The sequence below is a fragment of the Polaribacter butkevichii genome, from assembly GCF_038024105.1.
Lineage (GTDB): Bacteria > Bacteroidota > Bacteroidia > Flavobacteriales > Flavobacteriaceae > Polaribacter > Polaribacter butkevichii.
The window spans coordinates 3,829,333-3,850,288 of sequence record NZ_CP150661.1; the positions used below are offsets into that span (position 1 = coordinate 3,829,333).

19 protein-coding genes are annotated in these 20,956 nt (G+C 30.0%); 11 read left to right on the forward strand and 8 right to left on the reverse strand.

All coding sequences use genetic code 11. From position 1 onward, the window contains the following. Positions 1 to 149: 149 nt before the first annotated feature. The 6 genes from WG951_RS16210 (at position 150) to ettA (ending at position 6,791) form a co-directional block, all read left to right on the forward strand. Complete coding sequence (locus WG951_RS16210; protein WP_105047976.1) at positions 150 to 857, forward strand: pirin family protein; 708 nt, start codon at positions 150 to 152, stop codon at positions 855 to 857. A 119-nt stretch (positions 858 to 976) separates the two neighbouring features. Beyond that, complete coding sequence (locus WG951_RS16215; protein WP_105049333.1) at positions 977 to 3,001, forward strand: NADPH-dependent 2,4-dienoyl-CoA reductase; 2,025 nt, start codon at positions 977 to 979, stop codon at positions 2,999 to 3,001. Positions 3,002 to 3,109: 108 nt separating this feature from the next. Beyond that, positions 3,110 to 3,682, forward strand: coding sequence for a hypothetical protein (locus WG951_RS16220; protein WP_105047977.1), 573 nt, complete (start codon positions 3,110 to 3,112; stop codon positions 3,680 to 3,682). Between the two features lie 81 nt (positions 3,683 to 3,763). Then, positions 3,764 to 4,756 (forward strand): UDP-3-O-(3-hydroxymyristoyl)glucosamine N-acyltransferase, encoded by a 993-nt coding sequence (lpxD, locus tag WG951_RS16225; protein ID WP_105047978.1) that lies wholly within the window; start codon positions 3,764 to 3,766, stop codon positions 4,754 to 4,756. 112 nt (positions 4,757 to 4,868) lie between these two features. Beyond that, entirely contained in the window at positions 4,869 to 5,051 is a 183-nt protein-coding gene (locus tag WG951_RS16230; protein WP_105047979.1) for a CAL67264 family membrane protein, read from the forward strand. Positions 5,052 to 5,099: 48 nt separating this feature from the next. Further along, the gene (gene ettA, locus WG951_RS16235) at positions 5,100 to 6,791 is read left to right on the forward strand and encodes an energy-dependent translational throttle protein EttA (RefSeq protein ID WP_105047980.1); all 1,692 of its coding nucleotides are present in this window, start codon (positions 5,100 to 5,102) and stop codon (positions 6,789 to 6,791) included. Between the two features lie 52 nt (positions 6,792 to 6,843). On the opposite strand, the gene WG951_RS16240 is transcribed toward ettA, so the two are convergent. Next, the gene (locus WG951_RS16240; protein WP_146105243.1) at positions 6,844 to 7,539 is read right to left on the reverse strand and encodes a hypothetical protein; all 696 of its coding nucleotides are present in this window, start codon (positions 7,537 to 7,539) and stop codon (positions 6,844 to 6,846) included. Positions 7,540 to 7,957: 418 nt separating this feature from the next. Here WG951_RS16240 and WG951_RS16245 point away from each other — a divergent pair, with 418 nt between their 5' ends. The 4 genes from WG951_RS16245 (at position 7,958) to WG951_RS16260 (ending at position 11,076) form a co-directional block, all read left to right on the forward strand. Beyond that, positions 7,958 to 8,146 (forward strand): hypothetical protein, encoded by a 189-nt coding sequence (locus WG951_RS16245; protein WP_105047982.1) that lies wholly within the window; start codon positions 7,958 to 7,960, stop codon positions 8,144 to 8,146. Positions 8,147 to 8,182: 36 nt separating this feature from the next. Beyond that, positions 8,183 to 9,982, forward strand: a complete 1,800-nt coding sequence (locus WG951_RS16250) for a tetratricopeptide repeat-containing sensor histidine kinase (RefSeq protein WP_105047983.1) — start codon at positions 8,183 to 8,185, stop codon at positions 9,980 to 9,982. A gap of 2 nt (positions 9,983 to 9,984) precedes the next feature. Beyond that, positions 9,985 to 10,653 (forward strand): response regulator, encoded by a 669-nt coding sequence (locus WG951_RS16255; protein ID WP_105047984.1) that lies wholly within the window; start codon positions 9,985 to 9,987, stop codon positions 10,651 to 10,653. A gap of 195 nt (positions 10,654 to 10,848) precedes the next feature. Beyond that, positions 10,849 to 11,076, forward strand: a complete 228-nt coding sequence (locus WG951_RS16260) for a hypothetical protein (protein WP_105047985.1) — start codon at positions 10,849 to 10,851, stop codon at positions 11,074 to 11,076. 161 nt (positions 11,077 to 11,237) lie between these two features. Here the strand turns inward: WG951_RS16260 and WG951_RS16265 are convergent, their stop codons facing one another. After that, positions 11,238 to 12,182 carry a hypothetical protein gene (locus WG951_RS16265; protein WP_146105244.1) on the reverse strand — a complete coding sequence of 315 codons (945 nt, stop codon included), beginning with the start codon at positions 12,180 to 12,182 and terminating at the stop codon, positions 11,238 to 11,240. A 238-nt stretch (positions 12,183 to 12,420) separates the two neighbouring features. Between WG951_RS16265 and WG951_RS16270 the strand changes: the two genes are divergently transcribed. Further along, positions 12,421 to 12,921 carry a DinB family protein gene (locus tag WG951_RS16270; RefSeq protein ID WP_105047987.1) on the forward strand — a complete coding sequence of 167 codons (501 nt, stop codon included), beginning with the start codon at positions 12,421 to 12,423 and terminating at the stop codon, positions 12,919 to 12,921. Here the strand turns inward: WG951_RS16270 and WG951_RS16275 are convergent. The 6 genes from WG951_RS16275 to WG951_RS16300 form a co-directional block, all read right to left on the reverse strand. After that, positions 12,918 to 13,919, reverse strand: a complete 1,002-nt coding sequence (locus WG951_RS16275; protein ID WP_105047988.1) for a DUF6695 family protein — start codon at positions 13,917 to 13,919, stop codon at positions 12,918 to 12,920. The genes WG951_RS16270 and WG951_RS16275 overlap by 4 nt on opposite strands. Next, on the reverse strand, positions 13,919 to 14,161 hold the full coding sequence (locus WG951_RS16280; RefSeq protein ID WP_105047989.1) for a DUF6095 family protein: 243 nt from the start codon (positions 14,159 to 14,161) through the stop codon (positions 13,919 to 13,921). Before WG951_RS16280 ends, WG951_RS16275 begins: the two co-directional genes overlap by 1 nt. Continuing rightward, the gene (gene murQ / locus WG951_RS16285) at positions 14,158 to 14,970 is read right to left on the reverse strand and encodes an N-acetylmuramic acid 6-phosphate etherase (RefSeq protein ID WP_105047990.1); all 813 of its coding nucleotides are present in this window, start codon (positions 14,968 to 14,970) and stop codon (positions 14,158 to 14,160) included. The genes WG951_RS16280 and murQ overlap by 4 nt, the downstream gene beginning before the upstream one ends. 181 nt (positions 14,971 to 15,151) lie before the next feature. Then, the gene (locus WG951_RS16290) at positions 15,152 to 15,982 is read right to left on the reverse strand and encodes a DUF4249 family protein (RefSeq protein WP_105047991.1); all 831 of its coding nucleotides are present in this window, start codon (positions 15,980 to 15,982) and stop codon (positions 15,152 to 15,154) included. Between the two features lie 4 nt (positions 15,983 to 15,986). Then, positions 15,987 to 18,365 (reverse strand): TonB-dependent receptor, encoded by a 2,379-nt coding sequence (locus WG951_RS16295; protein WP_105047992.1) that lies wholly within the window; start codon positions 18,363 to 18,365, stop codon positions 15,987 to 15,989. 160 nt (positions 18,366 to 18,525) lie between these two features. Further along, complete coding sequence (locus tag WG951_RS16300) at positions 18,526 to 20,751, reverse strand: NADP-dependent isocitrate dehydrogenase (RefSeq protein WP_105047993.1); 2,226 nt, start codon at positions 20,749 to 20,751, stop codon at positions 18,526 to 18,528. Positions 20,752 to 20,956 lie beyond the last annotated feature (205 nt).

The following is a 20,956-nucleotide window of genomic DNA, read 5'->3' on the forward strand; positions in this document are numbered from 1 at the left end:
ATATCTTTTTTCTTCTGTTCTCGATACAAATTTTTCATTCTTCAAAATTTACTCGAACTGACAGAAAAAAGGATGCCGTTTCAATCCCTAACGCAAAAAAAAACAACAGATAATAACAAGATACTTTAAGGTTTTTTAAAAATAAAATTATGAAAAAAATACTTCACAAATCAGCAACAAGAGGATATGCAAACCATGGTTGGTTAAAATCTCATCACACATTTAGCTTTGCAAATTATCAAAATCCAGAAAGAATGAATTTTGGTATGTTACGTGTTTTAAACGATGATGTTGTACAACCAAAAATGGGGTTTGGCACACATCCTCATAAAAATATGGAAATCATTTCTATACCCATTTCAGGAAGCTTATCTCACAAAGATAGTATGGATAATAAACGCTCAATAGAAGTTGGAGAAGTACAAGTAATGAGTGCCGGAACCGGTTTAACGCATTCAGAATTTAATGATAGTAAAACAGATGAAGTTAATTTTTTACAACTTTGGATTATTCCTGAAGCAGAAAATGTAACACCATATTACAATCAAAAAATGTTTGATGAAGCAGAACGAAAAGATAAATTTCAAGTTTTGGTTTCTCCAAAAGACAAGCTAGTAGAAGGTTCTTTACCTATAAACCAGCAAGGTTATATTTCTTTGGTAGATTTAGATAAAGATTCAGAAATTACATATCAACCAAAAAAAGGAGTCTATTTTTTCTTAATTGAAGGAGAAGTTATTGTAGCAGACGAGATTCTAGAAAAAAGAGATGCTATAGGAATTACAGATGCAAAAAATATTTCTATTAAGGCAAATAGTTCAAGTAAGTTGTTAGTTGTAGATGTACCTATGTTTTAAAAGTTACCATAATTATTGATTTAAAAGCCAAAGAATGAATTTCTTTGGCTTTTTCTTTTCAAAAAATAAACATATCTTGCAAAGTATTATGCATGCATAGTAAATTTAATTCCAAGCTTATGAAATATAAACACATTTTTGAACCATTAGATTTAGGATTCACAACTTTAAAAAATAGAATTCTAATGGGGTCTATGCATACCGGTTTAGAAGAAGAAAAAAATGGATTAGATAGAATTGCAGCATATTATGCAGAAAGAGCAAAAGGTGGCGTAGGTTTAATTGTTACAGGAGGAATTGCACCTAACATACAAGGTTGGACCGCTCCTTTTTCGTCTAGAATGTCTACCAAAAAACACGCAAAGGAACATCAGAAAATAACTGCAGCAGTGCATAAAGAAGGCGGTAAAATTTGTATGCAAATATTACATGCTGGCCGTTATGGGTACCATCCGTTTAATGTTGCTCCATCAAAAATTAAATCACCCATAACACCTTTTAAACCCTTTAAATTAAACCAATCCGGAATTAATAGAACCATTAGAGATTTTGTAAACTCTGCTAGATTATCAAAAGAAGCAGGTTATGATGGTGTAGAAATTATGGGGTCCGAAGGCTATTTAATCAATCAGTTTATAGCCAAAAGAACTAATAAAAGAACAGATGCTTGGGGTGGGAATTATGAAAACAGAATGCGTTTGCCTATTGAGTTGGTAAAGCAAACAAGAGAAGCTGTTGGTAAAGAGTTTATTATTATTTACCGATTATCGATGTTAGATTTGGTAGAAAATGGCTCTTCTTGGGAAGAGGTGGTTCAATTAGGAAAAGAGATAGAAAAAGCAGGAGCAACCATTATTAATACGGGTATTGGTTGGCACGAAGCAAGAATACCAACCATTGCCACATCAGTTCCTAGAGCTGCATTTACTTGGGTTACAAAAAAAATGAAAGAAGAATTATCCATTCCTTTGATAACTTCTAATAGAATAAATATGCCAGAAACTGCAGAGAAAATATTAGCAGAAGGAGACGCAGATATGGTTTCTATGGCACGTCCTTTTTTAGCAGATCCAGAATGGGTAAATAAAGCAGCAGCAGATAAAAGTGATGAAATAAACACCTGTATTGGTTGTAATCAGGCGTGTTTAGATCATGTATTTCAACAAAAAGTAGCCAGTTGTTTGGTAAATCCAAGAGCTTGTCATGAAACAGAATTGGTGTATTATCAAACTGTGTTTAAAAAGAAAATAGCGGTAATTGGAGCAGGTCCTGCAGGATTAGCTGCAGCTACCATTGCGGCAGAAAGAGGTCATGCTGTTACTTTGTTTGATGCAGAAAAAGAAATTGGAGGTCAATTTAACATTGCAAAACAAATTCCTGGTAAAGAAGAGTTTTATGAAACGTTACGATACTTTAATAAACAAATTGAAATTCATAAGGTAACTGTAAAATTAAATACAAGAGTTGCAACAGATGATTTATTGAAGTCTGATTTTGACGAAATTATAATTGCAACAGGAATTAAACCAAGAGCATTAAAAATAGAAGGAATTGAGCATCCAAAAGTGTTGAGTTATATTGATGTTTTAAAATACAAAAAACCAGTAGGAAAAAGAGTTGCCGTAATTGGAGCAGGAGGAATTGGTTTTGATGTTTCAGAGTATTTAACACATGAAGGCGAATCTACATCACTAAATATAGATGCTTGGTTAAAAGAATGGGGAATAGATAAATCTTTAGAAGCAAGAGCAGGAATTGAAGATGTAAAGCCAGAATTTCATCCATCGCCAAGAGAAGTTTTTATGTTTAAAAGAAGTAAAGGAAAGTTTGGAGGCAATCTTGGTAAAACTACCGGTTGGATTCACAGATCTACTTTAAAGAAAAAGAAAGTCCAATTTATTGGCGAAGTTTCTTACACAAAAATTGATGACAAAGGTTTGCATTATATTCAAAATGAAGAAGCAAAAATTTTAGAAGTAGATAATATTGTTATCTGTGCTGGTCAAGTTCCTTTTAAAGAATTATATCAACCTTTATTAGATGCAGGCAAAAACGTACATGTTATTGGTGGAGCAGATTTTGCAAGCGAATTAGATGCAAAAAGAGCCATAAACCAAGGGGCAAGATTAGCTGCAAATCTGTAAGTTTAAAGAATATTTTAGTTGAGGTGGTTATTCTAAAAAAATAAATATACAAGTTTTTTAGGTAGCTAGCATCTAAATAAAAGTATATATCTATAAATAAAATTCATAATGCAGAAAATACTTTTTATTACAATCCTTTTTTTTACGTTTAATCTCTTAGCACAACGATCTAGAGGTGGCGGAAGACAACAGGGACAAAACCCAGAAGCGAATAGAACAAAAGAGATAAAAAAACTGAGTGCAAAAGAAATTGCTGGTATTTTTTATTATGATGTTGATGAAGTAATAAAAAAAATAAAGGTTAAAGATGATGACAAACAATATTCGCTAACAAGAGCATTAAGAAATTACAATTTTAAAATAAAAGAAATTTTATTCTTAAATACTACAAAATTTACGGATTTAGATCTTTTAATGAACTCAATTTCTAAAGGTAAAGATAATGAGAGTAGTATAAATATTAGAGAAAAGGTTAGGGAGGTTATTCGTCCAATAAAAGATAGTGTTCATAAAAATGAAAAAGAACTTAATGGCATTTTAAAAGGTATTTTATCAGAAAAACAAGATAAGAAGTGGTTAAAATATCAACAAAATAAAATAGAAAGTTTACAGCCCCAAAAGGCTGAAAATAATAAAGAAGGTTCTAGACCCAATAGAGGCGACGGAATGAGAAGACAGTAAGTAAATTAAATCCTATGTTTATAGGATTTTTTTAAGATCAATAATAAAAGAGTACATTTAGAAAAAATATAAAAAACATTTATGAAATTATTTTCCATTGAAGAAATAACAACACTTGTAAGCGGTGAGCAAATTGGTCATTGTAAAGATATCATTAATGCTCCAGCGCAAATAGAAAATGCCATTAAAGGTAATATAACTTTTATAGGAAGTTCTAAATATGCGCGTTTATGGGAAAACTCAAATGCGAGTTTAGCTATTGTTTACGATGGAATAAAAATTTTACCGGGAGAAGGAAAAGCATTTATAAAAGTAAAAAATGCAGATTTGGCAATGGCCGTTTTATTAGAGGCATTTGAACCAGAACCACCGTATTTTGAAACAGACATTCATCCAACAGCCGTAATAGATAAAACAGCAAAATTAGGAAAAGGATGTAAAATTGGCGCGAATTCTTATATAGGTAAAGATGTAGTTTTAGGTGATCATGTAACCGTTTACCCAAATGTATCTATTTTTGATGACACTACTATTGGAAACGAAACGGTTATTTGGTCTGGTACTGTTATTCGAGAACGCAGTAAAATAGGAAGTCATTGTATTTTTCACATCAATGTAAGTATTGGTGCAGATGGTTTTGGTTATAGACCAAGTAATGATGGTAGAGGTTTGGTTAAAATAATACATATTGGTAATGTAGTTATTGGTAATGCGGTAGAAATTGGCGCAAATTCTTGTGTAGATCGAGGTAAATTTAGTTCTACAATTTTAGGAGATGGTTGCAAGATTGATAACTTGGTACAAATAGGTCATAATTGTGTGTTAGGAAGGTGTTGTATTATGGCAGGACACAGTGGTTTAGCGGGGTCTGTTACTTTAGGAGATGGTGTAATTATTGGCGGAAGTGCTTCTATAAAAGATCATGTTACCATACACTCTGGCGCAAAAGTTGGTGCAGGTTCTGGTGTTATTAGTGATGTAGCAGCAGGTACATCGGTAGTTGGTTATCCGGCTTGTAATTCTAGAGAAAAAATGAAACAGTGGGTGGCTTTGCGCAAACTAGGAAGAAACTAAGCATTTAATACTTTGTAAGATACTAAAATTATACCCTTTTTACTAATGGGTATAATTTGACAATACCAAATAAATACCGATATTTGCCAATCAAACTAACGAATTACGAATTATGGGAATGAATAAAAATACAGTGTTAGGATGGGCAACCATGTTAATGCTATTAATGGGGATTGTTCTAATTTTATTAGGAGCTTATAGATATGAAGATGTTGCTGGTTGGGGTTTTGCAACTGTAGGTATTGGTTTCTTTTGTATTGCATGGGTGTTTAATGCCTTAAAAGGAAGAGTATAAAGGCTACAGTTTTTAGTAATAGTTTTCAAAAAATAAAATAAAAAAATAATGAGCGACGATAAGAAAGTAATCTTTTCGATGAATAAGTTGTCTAAAACTTATCAATCAACCGGAAAGCAAGTTTTAAAAGATATATATTTAAGTTTCTTTTATGGAGCAAAAATTGGTATTCTAGGTTTAAATGGATCTGGTAAATCAACTTTATTAAAAATTATAGCAGGTGTAGAAAAGAACTATCAAGGAGATGTTACTTTTTCACCAGGTTATAAAGTAGGATATTTAGAACAAGAACCACAGTTAGATCCAGAAAAAACCGTTTTAGAAATTGTAAAAGAAGGAGTTGCAGAAACTGTTGCAATTTTAGATGAGTACAATAAAATAAACGACATGTTTGGGTTAGAAGAAGTATATTCTGATGCAGACAAGATGGAAAAACTAATGGCACAACAAGCTGAGTTGCAAGATAAAATTGATGCAGCTAATGCTTGGGAATTAGATACCAAATTAGAAATTGCCATGGATGCTTTAAGAACTCCAGATTCTGATAAAAAAATTGGAGTACTTTCTGGAGGAGAAAAAAGACGTGTTGCACTGTGTAGATTATTATTACAAGAACCAGAAATTTTATTATTAGATGAGCCTACCAACCATTTAGATGCAGAGTCTGTACACTGGTTAGAGCATCATTTAGCACAATATAAAGGAACCGTAATTGCTGTAACGCATGATAGATATTTCTTAGATAACGTTGCTGGTTGGATTTTAGAATTAGATAGAGGAGAAGGAATTCCTTGGAAAGGAAATTACTCTTCTTGGTTAGATCAAAAATCTCAGAGAATGGCACAAGAAAGTAAAACAGCTTCTAAGCGTCAAAAAACTTTAGAAAGAGAGTTAGATTGGGTTCGTCAAGGAGCAAAAGGTCGTCAAACAAAGCAAAAAGCGCGTTTGAAAAATTATGACAAGTTAATGAGTCAAGACCAAAAGCAAGTAGATGAAAAATTAGAAATCTATATTCCAAATGGACCACGTTTAGGAACAAATGTAATTGAAGCAAGTGGGGTTTCTAAAGCATTTGGAGACAAGTTATTATACGATAATTTAGAATTTAATCTTCCACAAGCAGGAATTGTTGGTATTATTGGTCCCAATGGTGCTGGTAAAACCACTATCTTTAAAATGATTATGGGAGAAGAAGCACCTGATGCAGGAAGCTTTAAGGTAGGTGAAACCGCTAGAATTGCATATGTAGATCAAGCACACTCAGATATTGATCCAGAAAAAACAATTTGGGAAAATTTTTCTGACGGACAAGATTTAGTAATGATGGGAGGTAAGCAAGTAAATTCTCGTGCATATTTAAGCCGTTTTAATTTTTCTGGAAGCGAGCAAAATAAAAAAGTAAACACACTTTCTGGTGGAGAACGTAACCGTTTGCATTTAGCAATGACGTTAAAAGAAGAAGGAAACGTTTTACTTTTAGATGAGCCAACAAATGATTTGGATGTAAATACTCTAAGAGCTTTAGAGGAAGGTTTAGAAAACTTTGCAGGTTGTGCAGTTGTAATTAGTCACGATAGATGGTTTTTAGATAGAATTTGTACACACATTTTAGCCTTTGAAGGTAATAGTGAGGTGTACTTCTTTGAAGGAGGTTTCTCTGAATATGAAGAAAATAAAAAGAAACGTTTGGGTGGAGATTTAATGCCAAAACGTATTAAATATAGAAAGTTAATTAGATAATTTTCTTTAAATTATATTTTATAAAAAGCAGCTAATTTTATTAGCTGCTTTTTTAGTTTAAAATAGTTTTATCTGTTTTTTCCGTGAATACATATTTATTAATGATATATTCTGTAATAGGATCTAGTTCTTTTAAGGTTTCTGGATGAACTCCTCTTTGTGTAAAGTATTCCATTTTTCTTTTAGATGATTTTCCATACCAAATTTGAGGTTTTCCATTTTTAAAAAAAGGAGTTTCTTTAGTAACTTTAACTTTTTTAAAATTTTCGATATCAATCTTATATAAAGAATTATCTATTGTTTTATTTAAAGTACAATTGCTTTTTTCAAAATGAGTTTCTTTCCAAATAATACAGGTTTCAGATTTATTTGCAGTGTTTTTAACTAGGGAAAACAGTAATAGAAAAGAGATGAAACCTAGCCCAATAACAACCATTTTTTTATTTCTTTTTAAGAATGATTTTTTTTCGATTTTTTTAGGAATAATAGTCTTTTTTTTTCCAGTATTTTCATTTGTAGATTCTTGTTTAGTTAGGTATTCTTCAAACCCATTGTAGCCCAAATATTGAGACATAAAATCTAAAAGATATTTATTAGGTTCTTTAACAATTACCTGTTCTCTTTCTTCAATATATTTATTATACAAACGGGTTGCCTTTCTAACACTAATATAGTTTTTATCAGTAGGGGTAACTTCTTGTAATTCTTCTACCCAAAAAGTAGCTTGGGCATTTTTATTTTTCTTCATTTCTTTTTTTTCAATTTTATTGAAAAAATCAGTCAAAAGTACTTTAATCATTGTTAGTTGTTTGGTTGTCTAAAAGTAGACATTTTAGACAAAATAGCTATAAAACTGTCTAAAAATAGACAATTTATAGTTGATTTTAAATTGTCTAAACCTTGGTTACTGATAGGTTTTCTTCTCTTTAGATATTTGCAGAAGCAATAGTTTTCTAAAAATAGAAAGAAAATTATTACTAAAAAATAGCATGACCTAGTAGTGTTTTTTTTATTGGGAAAACAAGATTATACCACTATTTCATTCTACAACTTCCCGCAAAAGAGGCGCGCGACTCTTTTAAATTTTAATGTGTTGCTAATTATAAAAAGCTGAATTCTAAAATTCGGAGAGCAACACTTTTGTTTAATTTTTAAAGGAAAGTAACATGAAAAAAGTATGTTTAGTATTTGCAATATTACTTGCAAATAGTGTTTTTACATCTTGTACAGATTTAGATGAAAATTTAGAAAATGAACCCGTAAAATCTGAGATTTTAGTAACTGTAGGAGAAGACGGGCAAGATCCAGATGAGGGTGATGATGAAGAAGAAGGTGATATTCTTGTAAAGAATTAAGGGTTTTATTTTTAATAATTATAGTATTTTAGAGGAATGAAATTAAAATTTTTATTCCTCTTTTATTTTATTATTTTTCTAAATAATAATCTTTTTTCTTTTCAAGATAAATCAATAAATAGCACTTTTGATAGTATTTATAAAAAAGTTCTTCATCACAGTAAAAAAAGACAAAATAACAAGGCTTTATTTTATGCACATCAATTGCTTATAGAAGCAAAAAAGAATAAAAATATAAAGCAACAAGCTAAGTCATATAACAAACTAGCAATTTATAATTATAGAGAAAATTTTAATGATAGCGCGTTCTATTATTATAGAAAATCTAAAGAACTATATATACAATTAGGCGACAGTATAAATATAGGTATGAATCTATTAAATATAGGTATTATAGAGTCTGATTATGGAAGCTATTCTGCAAGTGACTCTACATTGGTGGAGTCTATAAAATATGTAAAAGGTAAAAGAGATAGAACCATGGCTTCTGCTTATAATTGTTTAGCCATAAATGCAAAAGATAGGTTTTTATATACCGATGCAATTACTTATTACAATAAAGCGCTAGAGTTTTCAACAAAAAAAAGCTCAAAAAACATTTATAAAAATAACTTGGCTAATGTTTATAAAGAACTTAAAAACTATCCCAAATCAATTTTAATTCTAGAAAATTTATTAAAAGATTCAATTACCGATCAAAAAACAAAAGCTAGAATTATTGATAATTTAGCTCATATTAAATGGTTAAATAAATCAAAAGAAAATGTTTTAAAAGAATTACTGTTAGCAGTATCCATTAGAGAAAAACTAAATGATAATTCTGGTTTAATTGCCAGTTATAATCATTTATCAGATTATTTTAGAGACAATAATAAATTACAATCACTTTTTTATGCAAATAAGATGTATGAAGTTGCTAAAAAGGAAAAAGCTACCAATGGGCTTTTAGAATCTATAGATATAATTGTATCACTTCAAAAACCAGAAAAATCAATAAAGTATTATAAAGAAAGCATTCATTTAAGAGATAGTTTACAGGAAGAAGAAACTAAGCGTCAATATAAATTTGCTAAAATTAAATACAATTACGAAGAAGAACAAAAGCAAAAACAAAAATTTAAAACCCTAGCTACAGAAAGTAAATTAGTTGTAGAACAACAACGTAATGAGAAAAAAAACATTATTATTATAGGAGTTTTGTTAACTTTTGGATTCATATTTTTAATTTATAGAAGAAAATATCAATACCAAAAAAGAATTTTGCAAGAGACGTATGATACGGAAACTAGAATTGCAAAAAAATTACATGATGAACTTGGTAATGATATTTTTAATACCCTTACAAAGGTGCAAAATGCTAAAATTAAAAAAGCAGAAATTATAAACGATTTAGATAAAATATACTTACAAACTCGGGCAATTTCACATGAGAACGATTGCATTGAAACAGGATCTGATTTTGAAAATTATTTTAGAAACCTTGTAGCAGGATATAATTCTAACACCTGTAAAATTATTTTAAAAGATTTATCCGTGTTAGATTTAAATAATTTAAAGAAAGAGAAACAAGTTGTAATCTATAGAGTTTTTAACGAGTTGTTTGTAAACATGAAAAAGCACAGTAAAGCGAGTTTAGTGGTTTTATCTTGTAAGAAAACAAAGCATAATATAGAAATGATTTATGCTGATAATGGAATAGGATTTAACGAGAATACCATTATTTTAAAAAATGGACTTAAAAATATGGAAACCCGTATAAAAACTATTAAAGGAACCATTAATTTTGAAAATAAGCCCAATAAAGGTTTAAAAGTTAATATCCATTTTAAAAATTAAAAATGTTAGAAAAAATTTTAGTTGTAGAAGATTTTGATGTTATTAATAGCGGAATTAAAATTGCTTTAGACGAGCTTAACATTAAACAAGTAGATTTTATTTCATATTGTGATGAAGCTTTATTAAAAATTAAAAAAGCCAATTTAGATGGTAAACCTTACCAGTTAGTTATTTCTGATTTATCTTTTAAAAATGATGGTACTCCACAAGAGTTAAATTCTGGAGATGAACTTATAGAAAAAATACGTGAAGAATTTCCTGATTTAAAAATTATAGTTTTTTCTGTGGAAGACAAATCTTACCGAATTCAAAATTTATACAAGAATTTAAAAATTCAGGGTTATGTTTGGAAAAGTAGAAACGGATTAAAAGAATTAAAAAACGCTATTAAAATAGTATCTAGTTCAGATCAATTTTACATTTCACCCGATTTAAATGTTGCAATTCATCCTAAAAAAACGATTGAAATTACAGATTTTGATATTTTTATAATAGATGCCTTATCTAAAGGACTGGTTCAAGAAGCTATTAGTAAGAATTTAAAAGAAAAAGGAATGTCTCCTTCTAGTATTAGTGCTATTGAAAAAAGATTAAAAATTTTAAAAGAACATTTTAACGCAAATAATCCTGCGCATTTGGTAGCTATTGCTAAAGATTTTGGGCTTATTTAGATAAATTATATATTTATTTAGTTAGAATATGGTTTTCCGTAAACTTTTGTTGTTTTACTACTTTACATTTGAAGTAATAATTTCGGGAAGAAACTATGAAAAAAGAAAAGTGAAAATTTAAACCTTACGGAATTCCGTAAGGTTTTTTTTTTAAACAATAAATTATAAAGTACTTTTATAGTATAAAAAATAATTATGAAAAAATTGATTTTATCGCTTATCCTGTTTACTTTTTTAACAGCATTTCAAACAAAAGAAAAAGACGTTTTTATTTGTACAACTAAATCAAGTAAAACCTATCATTTAAAAAAAGACTGTATTGGTTTAAAAAAATGTAAGTCTGAAATTAAAAAAATAACAAAGTCTAAAGCAGAAAGAGTAGGAAGGGGTTGGTGTAAATTAGAATCAAAAAAAACGAATTAAAATATTATAAGCATACAAAAGCCTCATTTCTATAAAGAAATGAGGCTTTTAACTTCTCCTTTTTCTATCACAATGAATTAGTTAACTGTTACTTAATTTAAATAAGTAGGTTGCAAGGTAAAAAAATAAATTTCACTATGTACCCGTATTAATACCTGTTTTTAACCTCTTCTATTACCTGTAGTTCTTTTTTCTTTTTTTGTTTTATCAATAGTTCTTTTAGTAGTAGCATTTCTAGTAGAGCTACTCTTTGCATTTCTTTTTTCCGAAATAACTCTACCTTTAGTCACTTTAGATGGTCTTTTTGTTGAGGTATTATTTTTTTTATTTACAATAGAAGGCCTTCTATAAGTAGTATTATTTGTTCTTTTTCCATTTGATGTTATTCTCTTGGTGTTTACTGTACTAGGTCTTCTGTAAGTTGTAACATTTCTTCTAATCGTTGGTTTTTTGTGTAAAATACTAGCAACTGATTTTCTTCTTCTTAATATTTTACTTCTACTACCAATTTTAGAGTTTGGGTTAGCTCTGTAGTAGTAATAATTTCTGTCTTCTCTAATTTTAGAATAATTTCTAGAAAAATCTCTGTGAGAAAAATAAGCATGATTATAATCAAAAATATCACCAATATTAAGATTAATTCTAAGACCATTATAACTATAATAATTGTCTTTTACATTCCCGTAAAAATTAGGATTTCCCCAAGCATCATATCTTATTTTTAAATGCCCAACTTCTGTTAACCTACCTCTATGGTATCTCATAAAAACGTTTCCAATTCTGGTTACGTTTCCGTAATGATCATAGTTTACAGAAGAGTTTCCTATTCTTTCAATTCTACCTCTGTAATCTCTGTATATACGTATGTTGCTCTCTCTTCTTATACGATTTCCGTTGTAATCATAATACGAATCATTAAATTGAGTATTAAAATCAAATTCACCATTGGTAAAAATAAAAAATTCGATACCACGTTCTTCAAAATTTACGGCGTTTTCGTATGCGTAATTATATCTAATGTTGGTTGCTGATTCTTTGCTGTTTGTTGCTTCAATTGTAGAAGTCATTAGGAACATGCCTAATACTATAAGTAAACCTTTTTTCATAATGTATGGTTTTAGGGTTTTGCCTACTCTAATATACTTTTCGGCTATCGTATTTGATTATGATATATTCAAACAACGTGCCATAAAATTAAAAGAGTGTTATATAAGTTTATAAGTTATTGAATATTTTATTCTATTTGTTTGATAAATAGTGTTTTAAAAATATTTTAGCATTAATAGTAAAGAACTCGTAAATTTGTTACTCTTTTAACGACCTAAAGTACCAAACAGATAATTTATGATTGAAGCGATTGAGCAAAACTTACAAAGAGGAATTCAACTATTAAAAAATATTTCTGACGAACAATATTCAAACAAAACAGTAGCACCTTACAATTCTAGTATTGGTTGCCATATGCGTCATGTTTTAGATGTTTTTTCTTGTCTTTTAAAAGGTTTAGACGCCAAAAGTGTCGATTTTTCTATAAGAGAAAGAAATGAATGCGCAGAACAAGAAACACGTGTAGGAATCGAATATTTTGAATCTGTAATTCATCAACTTAAAAAAATAAAACAAGAAGATTTTAATACAATTATTAAAGTTTCTGACAATATGGGCTTGGGTAAAGAAACGGCTAATTATAGTCTTGCAGCAGCACTAATGCAAGCACAAAGCCATGCAATACATCATTATGCAAGTATTGGTTACCTTATTTATCAATTAGGTATTGAGTTGCCAAATTCAGATTTTGGTTACAACCCAACTACTCCTAAAAAAGGTATGTGTTTAAAAAATTAATGAAATCTTTTTAAGTGGTATGTTTTATCTTTTTGTTGAATAAAAACTTCTTTACAATTTGTAGGGTGCATAAATTGATGTGCTGTTAACGGATTAAAACATGTTTTATTAATAGAGAAAACACCTTCAAAATCTTTTTTTCCATCTGCAGTATATCTCGCTATTTTATAAGTAGCTGTATTTACTTTTGCTTCTATTTTAAACCAAGCGCCACTTCCAATTCCGCCTAACCAAGTTCCGTTGTTAAGCTCAAACACCTGTTTATTTGGTAATTCTGTACCAATTAAATTCGGTTCTCCTTCAAACTTATTAAAAAAGGAAGCTCTATATTCTTTAACGATAGACCTATTTTTGTACGTTGTAATTTCTTGTTTGTAGATGTTGTAAATACTATTGTTTGTATTTCCTTTAATTACATTTCCAATAGGGCTAGGCGTAAATAAGTTCGACTTTTTTAACAACTTATTAATCTTTTTATTAGCTGAAGATGCAATAATAGTATCCGTTACAAAGCGTGCACAATTGGTGCCATTTTTTATAAAAGCACCATAAGGAATTTCTTTTTGATTAATTAATTGATGGATAAAGTTATAAGCCTTGGTAAAATCAATTTCTGTGTGAATACTAGCCACTAATCTACCATCACCATGTGTTTTTTCTGGATGATTTTCTATCCAAAGTAAAATTTCTTTAAGATTGTTTAGCTTATCATCTTTAAATTTAGCTTCTATAGAAATGGCAACATCCGGATCTATTTCTTTAGACCGAACTCTACCATTTCCGTAACTGGTAATATAGCGTCCAAAATCAAAATAATTAATTTCAGAACATCCTTTTTTAATCAGTAATAAAGCAGCATGACCCGCTTGTACCGCATGTTTACCGCCAATACCAATCATTGGCCAAAAATTACTTAAGGTTTCCCAATAAGCGGGCCTTACAATGGTGTCTGGGTAAGATAGTATTACTATAATTCCGTCGGTATTTTGTACGCTCATTAATTATTAAAAATAGCTTTTAGTAGTATATTAAAAGTTTTAAAAGCAAAGTAAATAGTAAAAATTATTAAAATAGCTGCTGCTAAAAGAATTAGGTAAGCTACATATTCTTGAGGGGTATTGTTAAACTTTTTTAAAGCTTTAAACCCCATAGTTAGTGTTATTGGCGAGGCTATAAAAAGAAAAATTAAAAGACCTAAGTATTTTAAACCTTTACCTAATAAATTTAAATTAGTACTCATTTTTTATAGTTTGTAATAGCATTTCTAACATTACCAAATTCAGCTAACAATTTACTTGCTTCCGATAGGTCGATATTTAATTCTTTAGCTAACATTTTTTCACCTCTTTCTACTAATTTCTTATTAGAAAGCTGCATGTCTACCATTTTATTGCCTTTAATTTTTCCTAATTGAATCATTGTAGCGGTAGAAAGCATGTTTAAAACTAGCTTTTGTGCTGTTCCTGCTTTCATTCTAGAGCTTCCTGTAACAAATTCTGGTCCCACAACAACTTCTACCGGAAATTGAGAAACCTGCCCTAAAGGACTATTTTTATTGCAAGCAATACAACCTGTAGTAATGTTGTTTTTATTACATTCTTCTAAAGCTGCAATAACATACGGCGTTGTGCCCGATGCAGCAATACCCACAACAACATCTTTATTAGTAATGTTATGTTTTTGCAAATCTAGCCAACCTTGGTTTGTAGAATCTTCTGCAAATTCAACGGCTTTTCTAATAGCAATATCTCCACCTGCAATAATACCCACAACAAGTTCATGCGGTACGCCAAAAGTTGGCGGACATTCAGAGGCGTCTACAACACCTAATCTACCAGAAGTACCAGCTCCTAAATAAAACAATCTTCCGCCATCTTGTAACTTCATTACAAGTTGTTCTGTTAAAGCCTCAATTTGTGGTAAAGCCTTTTCTACAGCAAAAGGCACTGTTTTATCTTCGTTATTAATGTTGCTTAATAATTCTTTTACAGTCATTTTTTCTAAATGATTGTAGTTAGAATCTTGCTCTGTTGTTCTTATAAAAGTCATTGTCCAAAAATACAGAATTCTAGTTTATACTCAATTATTTTTGGGCGTTTTAACGGGCTTTACACTATATCTTTTTCTTCTGTTCTCGATACAAATTTTTCATTCTTCAAAATTCACTCGAACTGATAGAAAAAGGATGCCGTTTCTATCCCTAACGCATAGACTCGTTAAAAATTAAATTTTAGTTTTTTTCAACCAAGTCTATGGTATAAGTATCTGTTTCTGAAATGTGAAAATAGCCTAAAGGGAAATTAGTTTCATTCGTTGTATTAATCATATTTCCTAAAAGAGATGAGGGAATAGATTGAAAAGGGCCACCGCCACCTTGACCACTTTGACTGCTTAAAACTTCGAAATACGTATAATAATCTTTTGTAATACCAGACATTTTAATGGTTGTGGTGGTTGGTAATTCTATATCATCTTCTTGATAGAAAAAAGAAAAATTATAATCAGATCCATTAAAAAAACGATCATCAATTGATAAAAATAAGCTTCTATCAAAATTAAATAAATAGTAATTTTCTACGATAGGTTCATCTTTAAAAGTTACTTTTAATTCAGTTTCTTCACCAGAGAATAAGGTTTCATCTCCCTGAACAACATTTGTAAGTGGAGTTGATTTTACCTTGGTTGCTTTGCCTTTATAAGTTTCATTATTATAAATTACGGTTAATTCATACTGAACGTCATCCTCAGGAATAAACGAAAATAATGGTTTGTAATTTCCATCTAAGTTGTTGTCATAAAAATTAATTACTGTATTATTAGATAGGTTTGTTACAAAGACAATTGCATTGGTAACTTTAGGTATTTCCTCATCAAAATAATCTGCAGACAAACTTAACCTTACAATAGTACTTGCGGTAACTGGGCTTTCATCAAATAAAACATCAAAAGAAGCGTCTATAATTAATTTCGGTTCAATTGAAGGAACGTTAATATCTACCACTTTTTCACAATTAGCAAAAAGTAATACCATTAAAACAGAAAGTATATATATCTTTTTCATCAATCTAAAATTTAAAATTATAAGTAACAGAAGGCACTAGACCGAAAATAGAAGTTTGTATGGCTTCGTTTTTGTAGGTTTCTCTATTTTGAGTAAAGTTGATAGAAGCAGCATTTTGACGACCATATAGATTGTAAATACCAAATACCCATTCTCCTTGCCATTTTCTATTTTTATTTTTTTCGGGAGTCAATGTAGCAGAAACATCTAATCTATGATACGTAGGTAATCTGTCTGCATTTCTTCTATTATCATCATAAATAGGTACATTTAAACCTTGTATTGAGTATTGACCTACGGGGTAATTTGTAGGTTGCCCAGTTTGAAAAACAAAATTTGTATTGAATTTCCATTTTTCATTTAGCTCGTAACTGGCATTTATAGAAAAATCGTGTGTTTTATCATAGGGAGTATTATACCATTGACCACTGTTAATTCCTGGTTCATCTGCTGTTCTACCTTGTGTTAATTGCTCTGACCTAGATAAGGTGTAGGCAAGCCAACCATTTAGTTTTCCAGAATTCTTTTTTAATAAAAGTTCTAAACCGTAAGCTCTAGATTTTCCGTTAAGAATTACGGTTTCAATTTCATTATTGGCAATTAAATTAGCACCATTTATATAATCGATTCTATTTTGAATGTCTTTATAGAAAACTTCGGTTTCTATTGAATAATCTCCTCCTTTTAAAGATTTAAAATAACCAATAGCATATTGATCTAATAGTTGAGGTTTTATATATTTTCCACTTGGTGTCCAAACATCTAATGGAGTAGGGGATGACGTGTTAGATAACAGGTGTAAGTACTGTGCCATTCTATTATAACTGGCTTTTACAGAGGTATTATCATCTAAAATGTAAGACATAGAAACTCTTGGTTCTAAGTTGTTAAAACTACTTATTACATCACTTCTTTTAAACGATTCTGTGCCAATTGCTTCTGCAGATTCATATTTTTTAAATTCGTTATTATAAATTACAGCTTCATCATTGGTGTAGATATTTAATTCATCTTGCCCCAATCTTGTAAAGTTGCTGTAGCGAATTCCGTATTGCAATCTCAGTTTGTCGTTTATTTTGTGTTCTGCATCTATATAAGCGGCAAATTCGTTGGCATATTTATCAATTAATTTTTCAGGCACAATTCCGGAGTCATCTCTGTTAGGAATAATTTCTCCAGGATTAAACTTGTTGTAGATATTGTTAATACCATAACTTAGTTTTATTTTATTGTTAAGGTAGTGCTTAAAATCGTATTTAAGGTTGTAATTAGTTATACCAGAATCCCACTCGAAACCAACAAAGTCTAAAGTTAATCCGTAGAAATAATCAGAATAAATTAAAGATAAGTTAGAGAATAGCTTGTCAGAAAAAAGGTGATTCCAACGTAAGTTACCTACTTTGTTTCCGTAGGTATTTACAAAGTTATCACTAATGCCAAAAACGTCTTTACCAAAATATCCAGAAAAGAAAAGGCTATTTCTATCGTTAATACGGTAATTTACCTTTGTATTTAAATCGTAAAAATAAGCGGTGTTATCATTATCAAATAACGGTAAAAATAAATGTGCATAAGAAGATCTACCACCTACTAAGAATGAAATTTTTTCTTTTTTGATAGGACCTTCTATTAATAATCTAGAGGAAACCAAGCCAATACCACCTGTAACATTAAATTCTTTACTGTTTCCTTCTTTTTGATAAATATCTAATACGGATGATAATCTTCCTCCGTATTTTGCAGGAATTCCTCCTTTATATAATTTTACATCTTTAATTACATCTGGATTAAAAATAGAGAAAAAACCAAAAAGGTGAGAAGAATTAAAAACAATGGCTTCATCTAATAAAATTAAATTTTGGTCTGCAGCGCCACCTCTAACATTAAAGCCAGAAGCTCCTTCGCCAGCACTTGTAACACCAGGTAATAGAATTAGAGATTTAATAATATCTGCTTCTCCTAAAACAACAGGTATTTGTTTTATGGTTGCGGAGGTTAGTTTGTTTACACTCATTTGTGGCGTTCTAACATTAAGGTTTTCTACATTGCCTTCTATTACTATTTCATCTAAACTTTCTGCTTCTTCTTTTAATTTAAAGTTTTTAGTTCCCTTTTCTTTAAAATTGATAGTTTCAACAAGGGTAGAATAGCCTAAGTAACTTACTTGTACTTTGTAAGTGCCTTCGGGGAAAGTTACAGAATAGAATCCGTATTCATTGGTTGTGGTGCCTGTGTTTAATTCGGGAAAGTAAATAGAAACTCCTATTAAAGTTTCATTATTACTATCATCATAAATAGTTCCACTAACTGTATATTTTTCTTGACTAAAGGCTGTAAAGCTTAGTAAGAATACTAAAAAGAGTAATTTTTTAAAACGAAACATTCTGTTTAATGATTTAGTTTAGAGTTTAAACAAAAATACAATACTAATCTTTAATATACTGTAAAGTAAATAAGTTTTTTGTATTACTATTATAAATAAAAAAAAGTCGATGCTTTTAACATCGACTTTTTAAAAATATATATTGTTTTTCTATTAAAAACTAAATAGAATTTAAAATAATATTTAAAGTAGAATTAGGTCTCATTGCAGCGTCTGCTAAACTATCACTAGGTAAATAGTAACCACCCATGTCTACAGCGTTTCCTTGAACTTCATTTAATTCTGTAACAATACTGTTTTCATTAGCTTTTAATTCTGTCGCAATTTTAGAAAAAGTAGCTTTTAATTCAGCATCTTTATCTTGACTAGCTAAGCCTTCTGCCCAGTACATTGCTAAGTAAAAATGGCTTCCTCTGTTATCTAATTCACCCACTTTTCTAGAAGGAGATTTATCGTTTACTAAAAACTTATCTGTAGCATCATCTAACGTTTCTGCTAACACTAAAGCTTTAGAGTTGTTATTTGCGGTTCCTAAATGTTCTAAAGAAACAGCTAAGGCTAAAAATTCACCTAAAGAATCCCAACGTAAATGATTTTCTTCTAAGAATTGTTGTACATGTTTTGGGGCAGAACCACCAGCACCTGTTTCAAACAATCCTCCACCATTCATTAAAGGCACAATAGATAACATTTTGGCAGAAGTACCAACTTCTAAAATAGGGAATAAATCTGTTAAATAATCACGTAATACATTACCTGAAACAGAAATAGTGTCTTCTCCTTTTATAAGTCTTTCACAAGTAAATTCAGTAGCTTTTATTGGCGATAAAATTCTAATATCTAAACCATCAGTATCATGTTCTGGTAAATATTTTTTTACTTTTTTAATAACTTCTGCATCATGTGCTCTGTTTTTATCTAACCAGAAAACTGCAGGAGTATTAGAAGCTCTAGCTCTTGTAACGGCTAATTTAATCCAATCTTGAATTGGTAAATCTTTTGCCTGACACATTCTCCAGATATCTCCTTCTTCAACTGTGTGTTCTAAAAGCGTTTTTCCAGAAGCGTCTATAGCTACTACTTTTCCGTCAGAAGCAATTTCAAAAGTTTTATCATGAGAACCATATTCTTCTGCTTTTTGAGCCATTAAACCAACATTAGGTACTGTTCCCATAGTTGTAGGATCAAAAGCACCATGTTTTTTACAGAAATCTATAGTTGCAGAGTAAATACCTGCATAGGCACTATCTGGTATAATTGCTTTTGTGTCTTGTAATTTACCATCAGAATTATACATTCTACCAGATGTTCTAATCATAGCAGGCATAGAAGCATCTATAATTACATCAGATGGTACGTGTAAATTAGTAATTCCTTTATCAGAATTTACCATGGCTAATTCAGGTCCGTGATCTATAGCATATCTTATTTCTTGTCTAATTTCATCACGTTTTTCTTTAGGCAACTCGTTTAATTTAGAAAGTAGGTTCCCTAAACCGTTGTTAACATCTGCACCAATTTTCTTAAAAGTTTTTCCATGCTTTTTAAATAAATCAGCAAAATAAACACGAACAGCATGACCAAAAATAATTGGGTCACTAACTTTCATCATCGTTGCTTTCATATGTAATGAAAACAATACATTTTTATCTAAAGAATCTTCATATTGTTCTTCTAAAAAAGCAATTAATGCTTTTTTACTCATTATAGTAGCATCAATAATCTCACCATCTAAAAGATCTAATTTTTCTTTTAAAACGGTTTTAGTTCCATCTGTAGCTATGTGTACAATACTTATTGAAGTTGCTTTTTTTACAGTTACAGATTTTTCGTTATTAGCAAAATCTCCTTCTGTCATTGTTGCAACATGCGTTTTAGAATCTGCAGACCAAGCCCCCATAGAATGAGGATTTTTACGAGCATAATTCTTTATTGCTTTTGGTGCTCTTCTGTCTGAGTTACCTTCACGTAAAACAGGGTTTACAGCAGAACCTTTTACCTTGTTATATAAAGCCAAAACAGCTTTATCATCATCTGTTTTAATTTCTTCAGGGTAATCTGGAAGCGCAAATCCTTTTTCTTGTAATTCAGAGATAGCTTCTTTTAACTGAGGTACAGAAGCACTAATATTTGGTAATTTAATAATATTTGCCTCTGGGTTCTTAGCATAGTCACCCAAAAAAGCTAAAGCATCTTCTACTTTTTGCTCTGGGGTTAAATAAGCTGAAAAATTGGCAAGTATCCTCGAAGATAAAGAGATATCTTTTACTTCTATTTCTATGTTAGAAGATTTTGTAAAAGCCTTTACGATAGGTAAGAAAGAGCGTGTTGCTAAAGCAGGAGCTTCATCAGTTTTTGTATAAACAATTTTTGCTATTTTACTCATTTTGAGATATTATTTTAGATATTATTTTTTTTGTACGAAATGCTTTTCGTAAAAAAGTGGAACAAATTTATGAATTAAAAGCGACACTTTTGTTGATTAATTATTATTAATTAGGTTGTTTTTATGTGTTTTTAATAATAAATTATGAGTATTGATGTGAATGTTAGTGTATTTTAAAATAAAAGCCATATCATACAATCTCTTG